Here is a 14,690-nt window from a genome sequence, read left to right on the forward strand (position 1 = left end):
CGCCATGACGCCAGAAGTCGCCGTTGACCTGTTCCGTGAAGCGCTGTGGCTGACCACCATGATGGTTGCCGTGCTGGTGGTACCAAGCCTGTTGGTGGGCCTGTTGGTGGCGATGTTCCAGGCCGCGACCCAGATCAACGAACAGACCTTGAGCTTCCTGCCGCGCCTGCTGGTGATGCTGATCACCCTGATCGTCGCCGGCCCGTGGCTGGTGCAAACCTTCATGGAATACATCCTGCAGTTGTACGGCAGTATTCCGCAGTTGATCGGCTGAGCCGATGCAATCCTTGCTGGCATTGACCGACACCCAGATCAGTACCTGGGTGGCGTCCTTCATTCTGCCGCTGTTTCGCGTGACGGCGATGTTGATGGCCATGCCGGTGTTCGGCACGACCCTGGTGCCGCGCCGGGTGCGCCTGTATTTCGCGGTGGCGATCACCGTGGTGCTGGTCCCCGGCTTGCCGCCGATGCCACCTGTGAATGCGCTCGATCTCAGCGCCTTGCTGCTGATCGCCGAGCAGGTGCTGATCGGCGCCATGCTGGGCTTCTCCCTGCAACTGTTCTTCCAGGCGTTTGTGATCGCCGGGCAAATCATCTCGATCCAGATGGGCATGGGCTTCGCGTCCATGGTCGACCCCACCAACGGCGTGTCGGCAGCGGTGATCGGGCAATTCCTGACCATGCTGGTGACCTTGTTGTTCCTTGCCATGAACGGCCACCTGGTGGCGTTCGAAGTGCTGACAGAGAGCTTCACCACCTTGCCGGTGGGCTCGGGGCTGGTGGTCAACCATTTCTGGGAGATGGTCGGGCGTCTCGGTTGGGTGCTGGGCGCCTCGCTGCTGCTGGTGTTGCCCGCGATCACGGCGCTGCTGGTGGTCAACATCGCGTTTGGCGTGATGACCCGCGCAGCGCCGCAACTGAACATTTTCTCGATTGGTTTCCCGTTGACCCTGGTGTTGGGCATGGGGATTTTCTGGATCGGCCTGGCCGACATTCTCAATCAGTATCAACCGCTGGCGTCCGACGCCTTGCAGTTCTTACGTGATCTGGCACGGGCGCGCTGAGCCATGGCCGAGAGCGAGAGCGGTCAGGACAAGACAGAAGACCCCACGGAGAAACGCAAAAAGGACTCCAGGGAAAAGGGCGAGATCGCCCGCTCGAAAGAGCTGAATACCGTGGCGACCATGATGGCCGGCGCCGGCGCCCTGCTGATCTACGGCGGTGGCCTGGCGCTGGATTTGATGGAGTTGATGAAACACAACTTCAGCTTGCCCCGCGAAGTGCTGCTGAACCCTGGCGCGATGGGCCAGTACCTGCTGCATTCGGGCAAGATCGCGATTCTGGCGGTGCAGCCGATCCTGATCACCTTGCTGTTGGCCGCGCTGATCGGCCCGGTCGCCCTTGGCGGCTGGCTGTTCGCGGCCGGCAGCATGGCGCCCAAATTCAGCCGCATGAACCCCGCTGCCGGGCTCAAGCGCATGTTTTCGGCCAAGGCGCTGGTGGAGTTGCTCAAGGCCTTGGCCAAATTCATCCTGATCCTGTTCGTCGCGCTGATGGTATTGACGTCCGACATCGACGACCTGCTGCGCATCGCCCACGAGCCGCTGGAGTCGGCGATCATCCACAGCGTGCAGGTGGTGGGGTGGAGCGCGCTGTGGATGGCCGCCGGGCTGATCATCATTGCTGCCGTGGATGCGCCGATCCAGCTGTGGGAAAGCCACAAGAAACTGCTGATGACCAAGCAGGAAGTGCGCGATGAACACAAGGACCAGGAAGGGCGTCCCGAGGTCAAACAGCGCATTCGCCAACTGCAGCGGGAAATGTCCCAGCGCAAGATGATGGCCTCGGTGCCCGACGCCGACGTGATCATCACCAACCCGACCCACTACGCCGTGGCGCTCAAGTACGACCCGGAAAAAGGCGGCGCGCCGATGCTGTTGGCCAAGGGCAGTGACTTTACCGCACTGAAAATCCGCGAAATCGCTGTGGCCAACGACATCCTGCTGCTGGAGTCGCCGGCACTGGCGCGGTCGATCTTCTACTCCACCGACCTCGACCAGGAAATCCCGGCCGGGCTTTACCTGGCGGTGGCGCAGGTGTTGGCCTATGTCTATCAGATCCGCCAATACCGCGCGGGCAAAGGCAAGCGGCCTGATCCGCTCAAGGACCTGCCGATTCCCCCGGATTTACGCCGCGACTCCTGATATTTCCCCTTACCCTGTAGTGAGCGCGCTTGCCCCGCGCTGGGTGGCGAAGCCGCCCTAAATCCCGACACCTCGGTCTTCCTGAAACATAGCGGCGTCCCGTTTGGGGCGGCTTCGCCACCCAGCGCGGGCAAGCCCGCTCACTACGGCAATCGCATGCGTACCGTTCGTCGTAAATCCTTGCTGACCTGTCAACTCTGACAGTAGCCAGCCTGCGCGTCCCGCGTTTCCATGGCAGCAGAAACTGCGTGTAGGAACAAGCAGCGAGGTAGCAATGAAGTGGGTGACCGGAACCGTCAGGTTTTACAGCAGTGAGACAGGGGAAGGGGTCATCGCAATGGATGGCGGGAGTGAGCAGGTGCGGGTAGACCTCACCAGCTCGGCCGGGGTTCGGCTCAAGGTTGGGCAGCGGGTGCGATTTGGCAGGATTCATCGTCCCCGGGGCATCTTTGCAGTCAACGTCACACTGATCTCGGGTTTTTGAATGAGATGTCGGGAGAGCGGCAATGGCGACAGGCACGGTGAAGTGGTTCAACGCAGAAAAGGGCTTTGGGTTTATCCAGCAGGAAGCTGGTACGGATGTTTTTGTCCACTATTCGGCGATTGAGGCCAGCGGATTCAAGAGCCTTACTGAAGGGCAAAAGGTCGAGTTCGAGATAACGCCCGGACAAAAAGGGCCGCAGGCTGCAAACGTACGGGTCGTGTAAAAAAACGGTACTCGTCTGACTTGGGTAAAAGTTGGAAGGCTTCTTGCAATACCGCCTTCAAGTCGCCTCCCGGCGTCAAAACTTTGCTTCAAGGAACACGAGGAATACCGGTGGTAGATCGCTCTCAAATGTTCAGCACGGCCCGTGGCACCCTGACTGACCTGTCGCGGGGCAATCTGGGTGTGCCGTTGCTGTTACTGGTGATGCTGGCAATGATGATGTTGCCGATGCCGCCGTTCCTGCTGGATGTGTTCTTCACCTTCAACATCGCCCTGTCCGTCGTAGTCCTGCTGGTCTGCGTATACGCGCTGCGGCCGTTGGATTTCGCGGTATTCCCGACGATCCTGCTGGTGGCAACCCTGTTGCGCCTGGCGCTCAACGTGGCGTCGACCCGCGTGGTGATGCTTCACGGCCAGGACGGCCACGCCGCCGCCGGTAAGGTGATCCAGGCCTTTGGTGAGGTGGTGATCGGCGGTAACTACGTGGTCGGTATCGTGGTGTTCGCGATCCTGATGATCATCAACTTCGTCGTGGTGACCAAGGGGGCCGGGCGGATTTCCGAGGTGAGCGCACGGTTCACCCTCGATGCGATGCCCGGCAAGCAGATGGCGATCGACGCCGACCTCAACGCCGGCCTGATCGACCAGAACCAAGCCAAGACTCGCCGCCTGGAAGTCGCCCAGGAAGCCGAGTTCTACGGTTCCATGGACGGTGCCAGCAAGTTCGTGCGCGGTGACGCCATCGCCGGCCTGCTGATTCTGTTCATCAACCTGATCGGTGGCATGGCCGTCGGTATCTTCCAGCACGGCATGACCTTCGGCGATGCGGGCAAGGTGTACGCCTTGCTGACCATCGGTGACGGTTTAGTGGCGCAATTGCCATCACTGTTGTTATCCACAGCTGCCGCGATCATGGTGACCCGTGCCTCGGGCTCCGAAGACATGGGCAAGCAGATCAGCCGGCAGATGTTTGCCTCGCCCAAGGCCCTGGCCGTGGCGGCGGGCATCATGGCGATCATGGGCATCGTGCCGGGCATGCCCCACGTATCGTTCCTGAGCATGGCGGCCCTGGCAGGCGGCGCGGCGTACCTGTTCTGGAGAAAGCAAAACGCGGTCAAGGTCCAGGCCCTGCAAGAGGTGGCGCGCCAGCAGGAACTGCTGCCGTCCCCGGCCCGCGCCTCGGAAACCAAGGAGCTGGGCTGGGACGACGTGACCCCGATCGACATGATCGGCCTGGAAGTCGGCTACCGCCTGATCCCGCTGGTGGACCGCAACCAGGGCGGCCAGCTGCTGGCGCGGATCAAGGGCGTGCGCAAGAAATTGTCCCAGGACCTGGGCTTCCTGATGCCCACCGTGCACATCCGCGACAACCTCGACCTGGCCCCCAGTGCCTACCGCCTGACCCTGATGGGCGTGATCCTCGCCGAAGCCGAGATCTACCCGGACCGCGAGTTGGCGATCAACCCCGGCCAGGTATTCGGCAGCCTCAATGGCATTACCGCCAAAGATCCGGCTTTTGGCCTGGAAGCGGTGTGGATCGAAATCAGCCAACGCAGCCAGGCGCAGTCCCTGGGCTACACCGTGGTTGACGCCAGCACCGTGGTCGCCACCCACCTCAACCAGATCTTGTACAAGCACTCCCACGAGCTGATCGGCCACGAGGAAGTCCAGCAATTGATGGGTTTGCTGGCCAAGGCTTCGCCAAAACTCGCAGAAGAGCTGGTGCCGGGCGTGCTGTCGCTGTCGCAGTTGCTCAAGGTGTTGCAGGCGCTGCTGGCCGAACAGGTGCCGGTGCGCGACATTCGCAGCATCGCCGAGGCCGTCGCCAACAATGCCGCCAAGAGTCAAGATACCGCCGCGCTGGTGGCGGCGGTGCGTGTCGGATTGTCTCGCGCCATCGTGCAAAGCATTGTAGGGACTGAGTCTGAGCTGCCTGTGATCACCTTGGAGCCAAGGTTGGAACAAATATTGCTCAATAGTATTCAGAAGGCAGGACAAGGCCAGGAAGAGGGCGTTCTGCTGGAGCCAAGCATGGCTGAAAAACTGCAGCGTTCGTTGATCGACGCCGCACAACGCCAGGAAATGCAGGGCCATCCGGTGATTCTGCTGGTGGCCGGCCCCGTCCGGGCGATGTTGTCGCGGTTTGGACGCCTGGCAGTTCCGAATTTGCACGTTTTGGCTTATCAGGAAATTCCTGACAACAAGCAAGTGACTATCGTCGCGACAGTAGGGCCCAACGGCTGAGGTAGTGGGTTATGCAAGTGAAGCGTTTTTTCGCCGCCGATATGCGTCAGGCCATGAAACTGGTGCGTGATGAGCTGGGCGCCGATGCCGCGATTATCGGTAACCGTCGTATTGCCGGCGGTGTCGAGCTGACGGCTGCCTTGGATTACACGCCTTCGGCGCTGGCGCCGCGTGTGCCGAACATGGAACTCGAAGACGAGCTGCGCAAGACCGCCTCGCGCATTGTGTCGGCCCAGGCCGAACTGAGCATGCGCGGCGACAGCGATGCCACCACCAATCGCCAGTTGTTCGCCGGCCTGCCGCTGACCGCTGCGGAGCCCTTGGTTGAGCCCACCTTCACCGAACCACCGCGTCCTGCAGCGCCGCCACCGGCGGGCGCAGTCGACCAGCGTGTGTTCGACTCGATGCGCTTTGAACTCAATGGCCTGCGTGAGCTACTGGAAGTGCAGCTGGGCTCCCTGGCGTGGACACAGTTGCAAGGCAGCAAGCCGGCCCAGGCCAACCTGTGGCGCCGCCTGCAACGCATTGGCCTGTCCGGCCCGTTGTCCCGCGACCTGCTGGCACTGACCACCGAAATCGAGGAGCCTCGCCAAGCCTGGCGCATGCTGTTGGCGCACTTGGCGCGGATGATCGTCACCCCGGAAATCGAGCCCCTGGAAGAGGGCGGTGTGATCGCCATGGTCGGCCCTGCCGGCATGGGCAAGACCACCACGCTGGCCAAGCTGGCCGCGCGTTATGTGCTCAAGTACGGCGCGCACAACATCGCGCTGGTGAGCATGGACAGCTACCGCATCGGCGCCCAGGAGCAGCTCAAGACCCTGGGCCGTATCCTCAATGTGTCGGTAACCCACGTCGACCCGGGCCAGTCCCTGGCCAACGCCCTCGATCCGCTGCTGCGCAAGCGCGTGGTGCTGATCGACACCGCCGGCCTGCAGGCCAGCGATCCGGCGCTGCGCATGCAACTGGAAAGCCTGGCCGGGCGTGGCATCAAGTCGAAAAATTACCTGGTGCTTGCAACCACCAGCCAGAAACAGGTTCTTACCGCTGCATACCACAGCTACAAACGTTGCGGTCTGGCCGGCTGCATCCTGACTAAACTGGATGAGACGGCGAGCCTGGGCGAAGTATTGAGCCTGGCGATCAGCCATGAATTACCGGTCGCCTACCTGACCGACGGGCCGCGGATCCCGGATGATTTGCATCTGCCGCGCCGTCATCAGTTGGTCAGCCGTGCTGTCAGCGTGCAAATGCAAGAAGAGCCTAGCGAGGAAGCGATGGCCGATATGTTCGCCGACCTCTACCACAACCCGGCAAAGCGGGTGGGTTGAGGGCAGGGCGAACACCGTGAAATGTATCTACATCGTTGGTCTGCAAGCGATTCACGCGGCCAAGCCATGTAGCCTGCGTCTAAGCAAGACAAGGTAAAGAAATAAAATGGGCAGCATGCATCCCGTACAGGTGATCGCGGTGACCGGCGGCAAAGGTGGCGTCGGGAAAACTAACGTGTCAGTGAATTTGTCCCTGGCCCTGGCAGAGCTTGGCCGTCGGGTCATGTTGCTGGATGCTGACCTGGGTCTGGCGAACGTCGACGTTCTGCTGGGGCTGACGCCCAAACACACCCTCGCCGATGTGATCGAGGGCCGCTGCGAGCTGCGTGATGTGCTGCTCCAGGGGCCTGGCGGGATCCGCATCGTACCGGCTGCCTCCGGCACCCAGAGCATGGTGCACCTGAGCCCGGCGCAGCATGCCGGCCTGATCCAGGCGTTCAGCGACATTGGCGACAACCTCGACGTGCTGGTGATCGACACCGCCGCCGGGATCGGCGAGTCGGTGGTCAGCTTCGTGCGCGCCGCGCAGGAAGTCTTGCTGGTGGTCTGCGATGAACCCACCTCGATCACCGATGCCTACGCCCTGATCAAATTGCTTAACCGTGACTACGGCATGAACCGCTTCCGCGTCCTGGCCAACATGGCCCAGAGCCCGCAGGAAGGGCGCAACCTGTTCGCCAAGTTGACCAAGGTCACGGATCGCTTTCTTGATGTCGCCTTACAATACGTAGGCGCAGTTCCCTATGACGAGTGCGTGCGCAAGGCCGTGCAAAAGCAGCGTGCGGTCTATGAAGCGTTCCCTCGTTCGAAGTGCGCACTGGCGTTCAAGGCTATTGCTCAGAAGGTCGATACTTGGCCATTGCCCGCCAATCCCCGGGGGCATCTGGAGTTTTTCGTCGAGCGATTGGTGCATCAGACGAGCGCGGGACCTGTGCTATGACATCCAGCGGCTACAACCTTTACAAGAAGTCGGCACGTGACAGCCAGGGCGAATTGATCGAGCGCTATGCGCCGCTGGTCAAGCGCATCGCCTATCACCTGCTGGCGCGCCTGCCGGCGAGTGTGCAGGTCGAAGACTTGATCCAGGCCGGCATGATCGGCCTGCTTGAAGTGTCGACCAAATACGATGCGAGCAAGGGTGCCAGTTTCGAGACGTACGCGGGCATCCGTATCCGTGGCGCGATGCTCGATGAGGTGCGTAAAGGTGATTGGGCGCCGCGGTCGGTACACCGCAATACGCGCATGGTCAGTGACGCAATTCGTGCAATTGAAGCAAAAACCGGTCGCGACGCTAAAGATCACGAAGTTGCGGCCGAACTCCAATTGAGTCTCGACGATTATTACGGGATTTTGAACGATACCTTGGGCAGCCGCCTGTTCAGCTTCGACGACCTGCTACAGGACGGCGAACACGAAGGGCTGCACGAGGACGGCGCGAGTGCACATCTTGAGCCGTCGCGCGACTTGGAGGATGAACGCTTCCAGGGCGCGTTGGCGGACGCGATTGCCAATTTGCCGGAGCGTGAGCGACTGGTGTTGGCGCTGTACTACGACGAAGAGCTGAACCTCAAGGAAATCGGTGAGGTCCTGGGGGTCAGCGAATCGCGTGTCAGCCAGCTGCATAGCCAGTGCGCAGCCCGCTTGCGGGGGCGGTTGGGAGAGTGGCGCGCGCGCTGACAGGCAGTGTGGGGACACTGCAGACGAGACCGTGAAGGCGTGACGCTTTTGCGGTTTTGCGCCGTGGTGCCCTGGGCAGTCCTTTTTGTGTAACGCCTGTTGATTGAAATGGCGCGTCCAGGTGCTGGGCGCGTTTAAGACTGCTTGGAGGTCGAATTGGACAAGAACATGAAAATCCTCATCGTTGATGACTTCTCAACGATGCGGCGGATCATTAAAAACCTGTTGCGTGACCTTGGGTTCACAAACACGGTCGAGGCGGATGACGGCCTTACGGCGATTCCGATCCTCAACAGCGGGAGCATCGACTTTCTGGTAACCGACTGGAACATGCCGGGCATGACCGGTATCGACCTGCTGCGTCACGTGCGTGCCGACGAAAAGCTGCGCGGCCTGCCCGTGTTGATGGTGACCGCCGAAGCCAAGCGTGAACAGATCATCGAAGCCGCCCAAGCCGGGGTAAACGGTTACGTGGTCAAACCTTTCACTGCATTGGCCTTGAAAGAGAAGATCGAAAAAATCTTCGAACGCATCCACGGCTAATGCCATCGCGGGGGAGCTATGGAGCATAAAGAAACATCACAGGGAGACTTCGAGTCGACCCTGAAAAAGCATGCTCACCAGTTGGTCGACAGCCTTGAGAGAGGCCAGTTCGGCGACGCGGTGCAGTTGATCCATGAGCTCAACCAGACCCGTGACCGCGGCCTGTACCAGGAAGTGGGCAAGCTCACGCGTGAGCTGCATAGTGCGATCGTCAATTTCCAGATCGACCCGCACATGCCCCAGGCCGAAGAGATCTCGCAGATCACCGATGCCACCGAGCGCCTGTCCTATGTGGTCAGGCTGACTGAGGCAGCGGCCAACCGCACCATGGACCTGGTGGAAAACGCCACGCCTCTGGTCAATGGCATGGCCACCGAAGCCCAGGCCTTGAGCCACGACTGGGGTCGCTTCATGCGCCGCGAAGTCGGGGCCGAAGAGTTTCGTGAGTTGGCACGTCGGGTCGAAGGTTTCCTGTCACGCAGTGAGCAGGAAAACCGCATGGTTTCCAGCAACCTCAATGACATTCTGCTGGCCCAGGATTACCAGGACCTCACCGGTCAGGTGATCAAGCGTGTGACCCAATTGGTCACCGAAGTGGAAAGCAATTTGCTCAAATTGGTGCTCATGGCAGGCCAGGTTGACCGTTTTGCCGGCATCGAACATGACCGCGAAGCGATCCTCTCGGAAAAAGATCCACAAAAACATCTCGCCAAGGGTGAAGGTCCGCAGATTCATGCCGATAAACGTGAAGACGTTGTATCGGGTCAAGATGATGTCGATGACCTGTTATCCAGTTTAGGCTTCTAAGGAGCACCCACATGAGCTTCGGCGCCGATGAAGAGATCCTTCAGGATTTCCTTGTAGAGGCCGGCGAAATTTTAGAGCAGTTGTCCGAGCAACTGGTCGAGCTGGAAAGCCGACCGGATGATGCGAACCTGCTCAATGCAATTTTTCGCGGTTTTCATACTGTAAAAGGGGGCGCCGGCTTCCTCCAGCTCCATGAGCTGGTGGAGTGCTGCCACATCGCCGAGAACGTGTTCGACATCCTGCGCAAGGGTGAGCGGCACGTCGACTCGGAGTTGATGGACGTGATTCTCGAAGCACTGGATGCGGTCAACGGCATGTTCAGCCAAGTGCGTGAACGTGCCCCGATCACCGCAGCTACGCCGGAACTGCTGGCCGCCCTGGCGCGCTATGCCGAGCCTGCCGACATGTCGGCGGCACCGGTGGCTGAAGCTGTGCCGGAACCTGTGGCAGAGCCCGAAGCGGACGTGACCGACAGCGAGTTCGAGCAACTGCTCAACTCCCTCAGCGCGGTCAAGGCCGAGGCTGAAGCTCCGGCAGCGCCCGTTGCGGCGCCGACGGGTGAAGACATTACCGACGCTGAATTCGAATCGCTGCTCGACCAGCTGCACGGCAAAGGCCAGTTCGCCGCCGACGCGGTGGCACCTGCCGCGCCGACCGAAACGCCTGCCGAAGCGCCAGCCGCCTCGACCAGCACCGACATCACCGACGACGAATTTGAAGCGTTGCTCGACCAGCTGCATGGCAAGGGCACGTTTGCGGCCGACGCCTTGCCCGCCGTCGCAGCCACCGCGCCAACCGCGGCGGCTGCCACGCCTGCCGCACCTGCCGCACCTGCCGGCGACGGACTGATCTCCGATCACGAGTTCGAGTCGTTGCTGGACGAACTGCACGGCAAAGGCAAGTTCACCGAAGTGGGTGCGACGGCCAAGGTCGCCACGCCAGCGCCAGCAGCGGCGGCGAAAGCTGCGACTCCGGCAGCCGCCAAACCGGCTCCCGCGCCTGCTGCGGCGCCCGCCGCCGCCCCTGCACGTGCCGCGGCACCTGTACCGGCTGGCGCTGAAAAACCTGCCAGTGAAGCCGAAACCACCGTGCGGGTTGATACCGCACGCCTGGACGACATCATGAACATGGTCGGCGAACTGGTGCTGGTGCGTAACCGCCTGGTGCGCCTGGGCCTGAACAGCGGCGACGAGGCCATGCAGAAGGCCGTGTCGAACCTCGACGTGGTCACCGCCGACCTGCAAACCGCCGTGATGAAAACGCGGATGCAGCCGATCAAGAAAGTCTTCGGCCGCTTCCCGCGCCTGGTTCGCGACCTCGCGCGCCAGCTCAAGAAAGAAATCAACCTGGAACTGGTGGGTGAAGAAACCGACCTCGACAAAAACCTTGTCGAGGCCCTGGCCGACCCGCTGGTCCACTTGGTGCGCAACGCCGTCGACCACGGCGTGGAAACCCCGGAAGAACGCGAAGCCTCGGGCAAGTCCCGTGGCGGCAAGGTGATCCTGGCGGCCGAGCAAGAAGGCGACCATATCCTGCTGTCGATTACCGATGACGGCAAAGGCATGGACCCGACCATCCTGCGCAATATCGCGGTCAAGCGTGGCGTGATGGACAAGGACGCCGCCGACCGCCTGACCGACACCGAGTGCTACAACCTGATCTTCGCCCCGGGCTTCTCGACCAAGACCGAGATCTCCGACGTGTCCGGCCGTGGCGTCGGCATGGACGTGGTGAAGACCAAGATCAGCCAGCTCAACGGCTCGATCAATATCTACTCGACCAAGGGCCAGGGCTCGAAGATCGTGATCAAGGTGCCGTTGACCTTGGCGATCATGCCGACCCTGATGGTGATGCTGGGCAACCAGGCGTTCGCCTTCCCGCTGGTCAACGTCAACGAGATCTTCCACCTTGACCTGTCGCGCACCAACGTGGTCGACGGCCAGGAAGTGGTAATCGTGCGTGACAAGGCGTTGCCACTGTTCTACCTCAAGCGCTGGCTGGTGGCTTCGGCTGCCCATGAAGAGCAGCGCGAAGGCCATGTGGTGATTCTTTCCGTGGGCACCCAGCGTATCGGCTTTGTCGTCGATCAACTGGTTGGCCAGGAAGAAGTGGTGATCAAGCCTTTGGGCAAAATGCTGCAGGGAACCCCGGGCATGTCGGGTGCGACCATCACCGGTGACGGTCGGATCGCGCTGATTCTCGATGTTCCGAGCATGCTCAAGCGTTACGCCGCTCGGCGTATTTGATTCTGGTGGGGTAGGGCGGTTCGCCCGCCCCGCCTAACGGAGTGTTTATGGCAGTCAAGGTCCTGGTGGTGGACGATTCGGGTTTCTTCCGCCGCCGCGTCTCGGAAATTCTTTCCGCCGATCCAAGCATCCAGGTGGTCGGCACGGCCACCAACGGCAAAGAGGCGATTGATCAAGCCATTGCGTTGAAGCCGGACGTGATCACCATGGACTACGAGATGCCGATGATGGATGGCATCACGGCAGTTCGACACATCATGCAACGCTGCCCGACCCCGGTATTGATGTTCTCCTCGCTGACGCACGAAGGCGCCCGGGTAACCCTCGATGCGCTGGACGCTGGTGCGGTGGACTTCCTGCCGAAGAATTTCGAAGACATCTCGCGCAACCCCGAGAAGGTCAAGCAACTGCTGTGCGAGAAAGTCCACAGTATTTCCCGCAGCAACCGTCGCAGCCTGTTCAGCGCACCGGCCCCCGCGCCTGCGCCGACACCGGCGGCTGCCGCATCGGCGAGCACGTTCGGGCGCCCGGCACCCGCTCCGGTTGCCCGGCCTGCGGTGGCAGCACCGGCGCGTGCTGCGGCCGCCACGGCGTACTCGCCAGCGCCGAAACGCAAAGCCTACAAGTTGGTCGCTATCGGCACCTCCACCGGCGGCCCGGTGGCCTTGCAACGCGTGTTGACGCAGTTGCCGGCCAACTTCCCGGCGCCGATCGTGTTGATCCAACACATGCCAGCGGCCTTCACCAAGGCGTTCGCCGAACGCTTGGACAAGCTGTGCCGCATCAGCGTCAAGGAAGCCGAGGATGGTGACATCCTGCGTCCTGGCCTGGCGCTGCTGGCGCCCGGTGGCAAGCAGATGATGGTGGACGGGCGCGGTGCGATCAAAATCCTGCCGGGCGACGAGCGCCTGAACTACAAACCCTGTGTGGACATCACCTTCGGTTCGGCTGCCAAGTCCTACGGCGACAAAGTTCTGGCGGTGGTCCTCACCGGCATGGGCGCCGACGGCCGTGAAGGCGCGCGCCTGCTCAAGCAGGGCGGCAGCGCGATCTGGGCGCAGGACGAAGCCAGCTGCGTGATCTATGGCATGCCCATGGCCATCGTCAAGGCTGAACTGGCCGACGCCGTGTACAGCCTGGACGACATCGGCAAGCATCTGGTGGAGGCCTGCCTCTAATGGATGTGTTGAGCCTGATCGGCATTACCATGGCGTTTGTCGCAATCATCGGCGGCAACTACCTCGAAGGCGGCCACCTCGGCGCCCTCGCCAACGGTCCGGCCGCGTTGATCGTGATTGGCGGCACCGTGGGCGCCGCGTTGTTGCAGTCGCCGTTGAGCTCGTTCAAGCGCGCCATGCAGATCTTGGTGTGGATCATTTTTCCGCCGCGCGTCGACCTGGCCGGCGGCATCGACCGCGTGGTCAACTGGAGCCTCACCGCCCGCAAGGAAGGCCTGCTGGGCCTGGAAGGCGTGGCCGATGCCGAGCCCGACAGCTACGCGCGCAAAGGCCTGCAATTGCTGGTGGACGGCGCCGAACCGGAAGCGATCCGCAGCATCCTGGAGGTGGATTTCTACACCCAGGAGAGCCGTGACATCAATGCCGCCAAAGTCTTTGAAAGCATGGGCGGCTACGCGCCGACCATCGGCATCATTGGTGCGGTGATGGGCCTGATCCACGTGATGGGCAACCTCGCCGATCCGTCGCAACTGGGCAGCGGGATTGCCGTGGCGTTCGTCGCCACCATCTACGGCGTGGCCAGCGCCAACCTGGTGTTGCTGCCGGTGGCGAGCAAGCTCAAGTCCATTGCCCAGCGCCAGTCGCGTTATCGCGAGATGTTGCTCGAAGGCATCCTGTCGATTGCCGAGGGGGAAAACCCACGCTCCATCGAATTGAAGCTCCAGGGCTTCATGGACTGATGGCGATGGTTATCGATCTGTGGCGCACTGGCCTTTGGTGGCGAGCGAGCAAGCTCGCCCGTCACCACCACAACACGCTCGCCAGCCACAGGGAATTGTGTGTTCAGAGAGGTAACTGCCAGTGAGCCGTCGCCGTCGCGAGCCTGAAGAACACGTCAACCACGAACGTTGGCTGGTGTCCTACGCGGACTTCATCACCTTGTTGTTCGCGTTTTTCGTGGTGATGTACTCCATCTCGTCGATCAACGAAGGCAAGTACAAAGTCATTTCCCAGGCGCTGATCGGGGTGTTCAACGACACCGATCGCGCCCTCAAGCCGATTCCCATTGGCGAAGAGCGGCCCAGGACCGTGACCCCGGCCAAGCCGCTGGTCAACGACAGCGACGAAACCGCCGCCGGCGTCGGTGGCACCAGTGACCCACTCAAGAGCATCGCCGACGACATCAGCGCCGCCTTTGGCGACCTGATCAGTTCCAACCAGATGACCGTGCGCGGCAATGAGTTGTGGGTCGAGATCGAACTCAATTCCAGCCTGCTGTTCGCCAGTGCCGATGCGCTGCCCAGCGACCAGGCGTTCACCATCATCGACAAGGTCGCGGCGATCCTCAAACCGTTCGAGAACCCGATCCACGTCGAGGGCTTTACCGATAATTTCCCGATCAGCACCGCGCAGTACCCGACCAACTGGGAGCTGTCCTCGGCGCGGGCGTCGAGCATCGTGCGCATGCTCGCGATGCAGGGTGTAAACCCCGGACGCCTGGCGTCGGTGGGGTATGGTGAGTTCCAGCCAGTGGCGAATAACGCCACGGTAGAAGGCCGCGCCAAGAACCGCCGGGTAGTGCTGGTGGTATCCCGCAACCTGGATGTGCGCCGCAGCCTGACCGGCACCGGCACCGCTAATGCAACACCGGATGCGGCCTTGAAGCGGGCTGGCACACAAACTGCACCGGCCCCTGCAAAGCCGCCGGTGCGTCAGAGCTCCGTCAATTCTCCGTCACCGGCTCAATAACCTATGCA

The 14,690-nt window shown here is 61.6% G+C and carries 14 protein-coding genes; all 14 read left to right on the top strand.

The annotated features are described in order from the left end of the window. The first annotated feature begins 4 nt into the window (after positions 1–4). The 14 genes from fliQ (at position 5) to motD (ending at position 14,682) form a co-directional block, all read left to right on the top strand. On the top strand, positions 5–274 hold the full coding sequence (fliQ, locus tag LIY36_RS05140) for a flagellar biosynthesis protein FliQ (RefSeq protein WP_003214552.1): 270 nt from the start codon (positions 5–7) through the stop codon (positions 272–274). Between the two features lie 4 nt (positions 275–278). After that, positions 279–1,064 carry a flagellar biosynthetic protein FliR gene (fliR, locus tag LIY36_RS05145; protein ID WP_192297000.1) on the top strand — a complete coding sequence of 262 codons (786 nt, stop codon included), beginning with the start codon at positions 279–281 and terminating at the stop codon, positions 1,062–1,064. Between the two features lie 3 nt (positions 1,065–1,067). Next, the gene (gene flhB / locus LIY36_RS05150; RefSeq protein ID WP_192296999.1) at positions 1,068–2,204 is read left to right on the top strand and encodes a flagellar biosynthesis protein FlhB; all 1,137 of its coding nucleotides are present in this window, start codon (positions 1,068–1,070) and stop codon (positions 2,202–2,204) included. A 506-nt stretch (positions 2,205–2,710) separates the two neighbouring features. Further along, complete coding sequence (locus tag LIY36_RS05160) at positions 2,711–2,911, top strand: cold-shock protein (RefSeq protein ID WP_226455000.1); 201 nt, start codon at positions 2,711–2,713, stop codon at positions 2,909–2,911. A gap of 128 nt (positions 2,912–3,039) precedes the next feature. Further along, the gene (gene flhA / locus LIY36_RS05165; RefSeq protein WP_226455001.1) at positions 3,040–5,154 is read left to right on the top strand and encodes a flagellar biosynthesis protein FlhA; all 2,115 of its coding nucleotides are present in this window, start codon (positions 3,040–3,042) and stop codon (positions 5,152–5,154) included. 11 nt (positions 5,155–5,165) lie between these two features. Next, complete coding sequence (gene flhF / locus LIY36_RS05170) at positions 5,166–6,482, top strand: flagellar biosynthesis protein FlhF (protein ID WP_226455002.1); 1,317 nt, start codon at positions 5,166–5,168, stop codon at positions 6,480–6,482. 106 nt (positions 6,483–6,588) lie between these two features. Then, on the top strand, positions 6,589–7,422 hold the full coding sequence (gene fleN, locus LIY36_RS05175; protein WP_003192912.1) for a flagellar synthesis regulator FleN: 834 nt from the start codon (positions 6,589–6,591) through the stop codon (positions 7,420–7,422). Further along, a complete protein-coding gene (gene fliA, locus LIY36_RS05180) occupies positions 7,419–8,159 on the top strand; it encodes an RNA polymerase sigma factor FliA (RefSeq protein ID WP_065909829.1) in 741 nt (246 codons plus the stop codon). Before fleN ends, fliA begins: the two co-directional genes overlap by 4 nt. Positions 8,160–8,327: 168 nt before the next feature. Beyond that, on the top strand, positions 8,328–8,702 hold the full coding sequence (locus LIY36_RS05185; RefSeq protein WP_192296994.1) for a chemotaxis response regulator CheY: 375 nt from the start codon (positions 8,328–8,330) through the stop codon (positions 8,700–8,702). A gap of 18 nt (positions 8,703–8,720) precedes the next feature. Then, complete coding sequence (locus LIY36_RS05190) at positions 8,721–9,509, top strand: protein phosphatase CheZ (RefSeq protein ID WP_226455003.1); 789 nt, start codon at positions 8,721–8,723, stop codon at positions 9,507–9,509. 11 nt (positions 9,510–9,520) lie between these two features. Beyond that, entirely contained in the window at positions 9,521–11,755 is a 2,235-nt protein-coding gene (locus tag LIY36_RS05195; RefSeq protein ID WP_226455004.1) for a chemotaxis protein CheA, read from the top strand. Positions 11,756–11,802: 47 nt separating this feature from the next. Further along, positions 11,803–12,933, top strand: a complete 1,131-nt coding sequence (locus LIY36_RS05200) for a protein-glutamate methylesterase/protein-glutamine glutaminase (protein ID WP_226455005.1) — start codon at positions 11,803–11,805, stop codon at positions 12,931–12,933. Then, positions 12,933–13,673, top strand: a complete 741-nt coding sequence (locus LIY36_RS05205) for a flagellar motor protein (protein ID WP_192296990.1) — start codon at positions 12,933–12,935, stop codon at positions 13,671–13,673. Before LIY36_RS05200 ends, LIY36_RS05205 begins: the two co-directional genes overlap by 1 nt. 121 nt (positions 13,674–13,794) lie before the next feature. Then, entirely contained in the window at positions 13,795–14,682 is an 888-nt protein-coding gene (gene motD, locus LIY36_RS05210; RefSeq protein ID WP_226455006.1) for a flagellar motor protein MotD, read from the top strand. The last annotated feature ends 8 nt before the right edge of the window (positions 14,683–14,690 follow it).

This window comes from Pseudomonas sp. AF03-9, from assembly GCF_020515815.1.
In the GTDB taxonomy this organism is placed as follows: domain Bacteria; phylum Pseudomonadota; class Gammaproteobacteria; order Pseudomonadales; family Pseudomonadaceae; genus Aquipseudomonas.

Coding starts and splice junctions, on each gene's coding strand:
- flhB (WP_192296999.1), top strand. CDS start 1,068: ATGGCCGAGAGCGAGAGCGGTCAGGACAAGACAGAAGACCCCACGGAG.
- flhA (WP_226455001.1), top strand. CDS start 3,040: ATGTTCAGCACGGCCCGTGGCACCCTGACTGACCTGTCGCGGGGCAAT.
- LIY36_RS05200 (WP_226455005.1), top strand. CDS start 11,803: ATGGCAGTCAAGGTCCTGGTGGTGGACGATTCGGGTTTCTTCCGCCGC.
- fliQ (WP_003214552.1), top strand. CDS start 5: ATGACGCCAGAAGTCGCCGTTGACCTGTTCCGTGAAGCGCTGTGGCTG.
- LIY36_RS05205 (WP_192296990.1), top strand. CDS start 12,933: ATGGATGTGTTGAGCCTGATCGGCATTACCATGGCGTTTGTCGCAATC.
- fleN (WP_003192912.1), top strand. CDS start 6,589: ATGGGCAGCATGCATCCCGTACAGGTGATCGCGGTGACCGGCGGCAAA.
- LIY36_RS05190 (WP_226455003.1), top strand. CDS start 8,721: ATGGAGCATAAAGAAACATCACAGGGAGACTTCGAGTCGACCCTGAAA.
- LIY36_RS05185 (WP_192296994.1), top strand. CDS start 8,328: ATGAAAATCCTCATCGTTGATGACTTCTCAACGATGCGGCGGATCATT.
- fliA (WP_065909829.1), top strand. CDS start 7,419: ATGACATCCAGCGGCTACAACCTTTACAAGAAGTCGGCACGTGACAGC.
- LIY36_RS05195 (WP_226455004.1), top strand. CDS start 9,521: ATGAGCTTCGGCGCCGATGAAGAGATCCTTCAGGATTTCCTTGTAGAG.
- fliR (WP_192297000.1), top strand. CDS start 279: ATGCAATCCTTGCTGGCATTGACCGACACCCAGATCAGTACCTGGGTG.
- LIY36_RS05160 (WP_226455000.1), top strand. CDS start 2,711: ATGGCGACAGGCACGGTGAAGTGGTTCAACGCAGAAAAGGGCTTTGGG.
- flhF (WP_226455002.1), top strand. CDS start 5,166: ATGCAAGTGAAGCGTTTTTTCGCCGCCGATATGCGTCAGGCCATGAAA.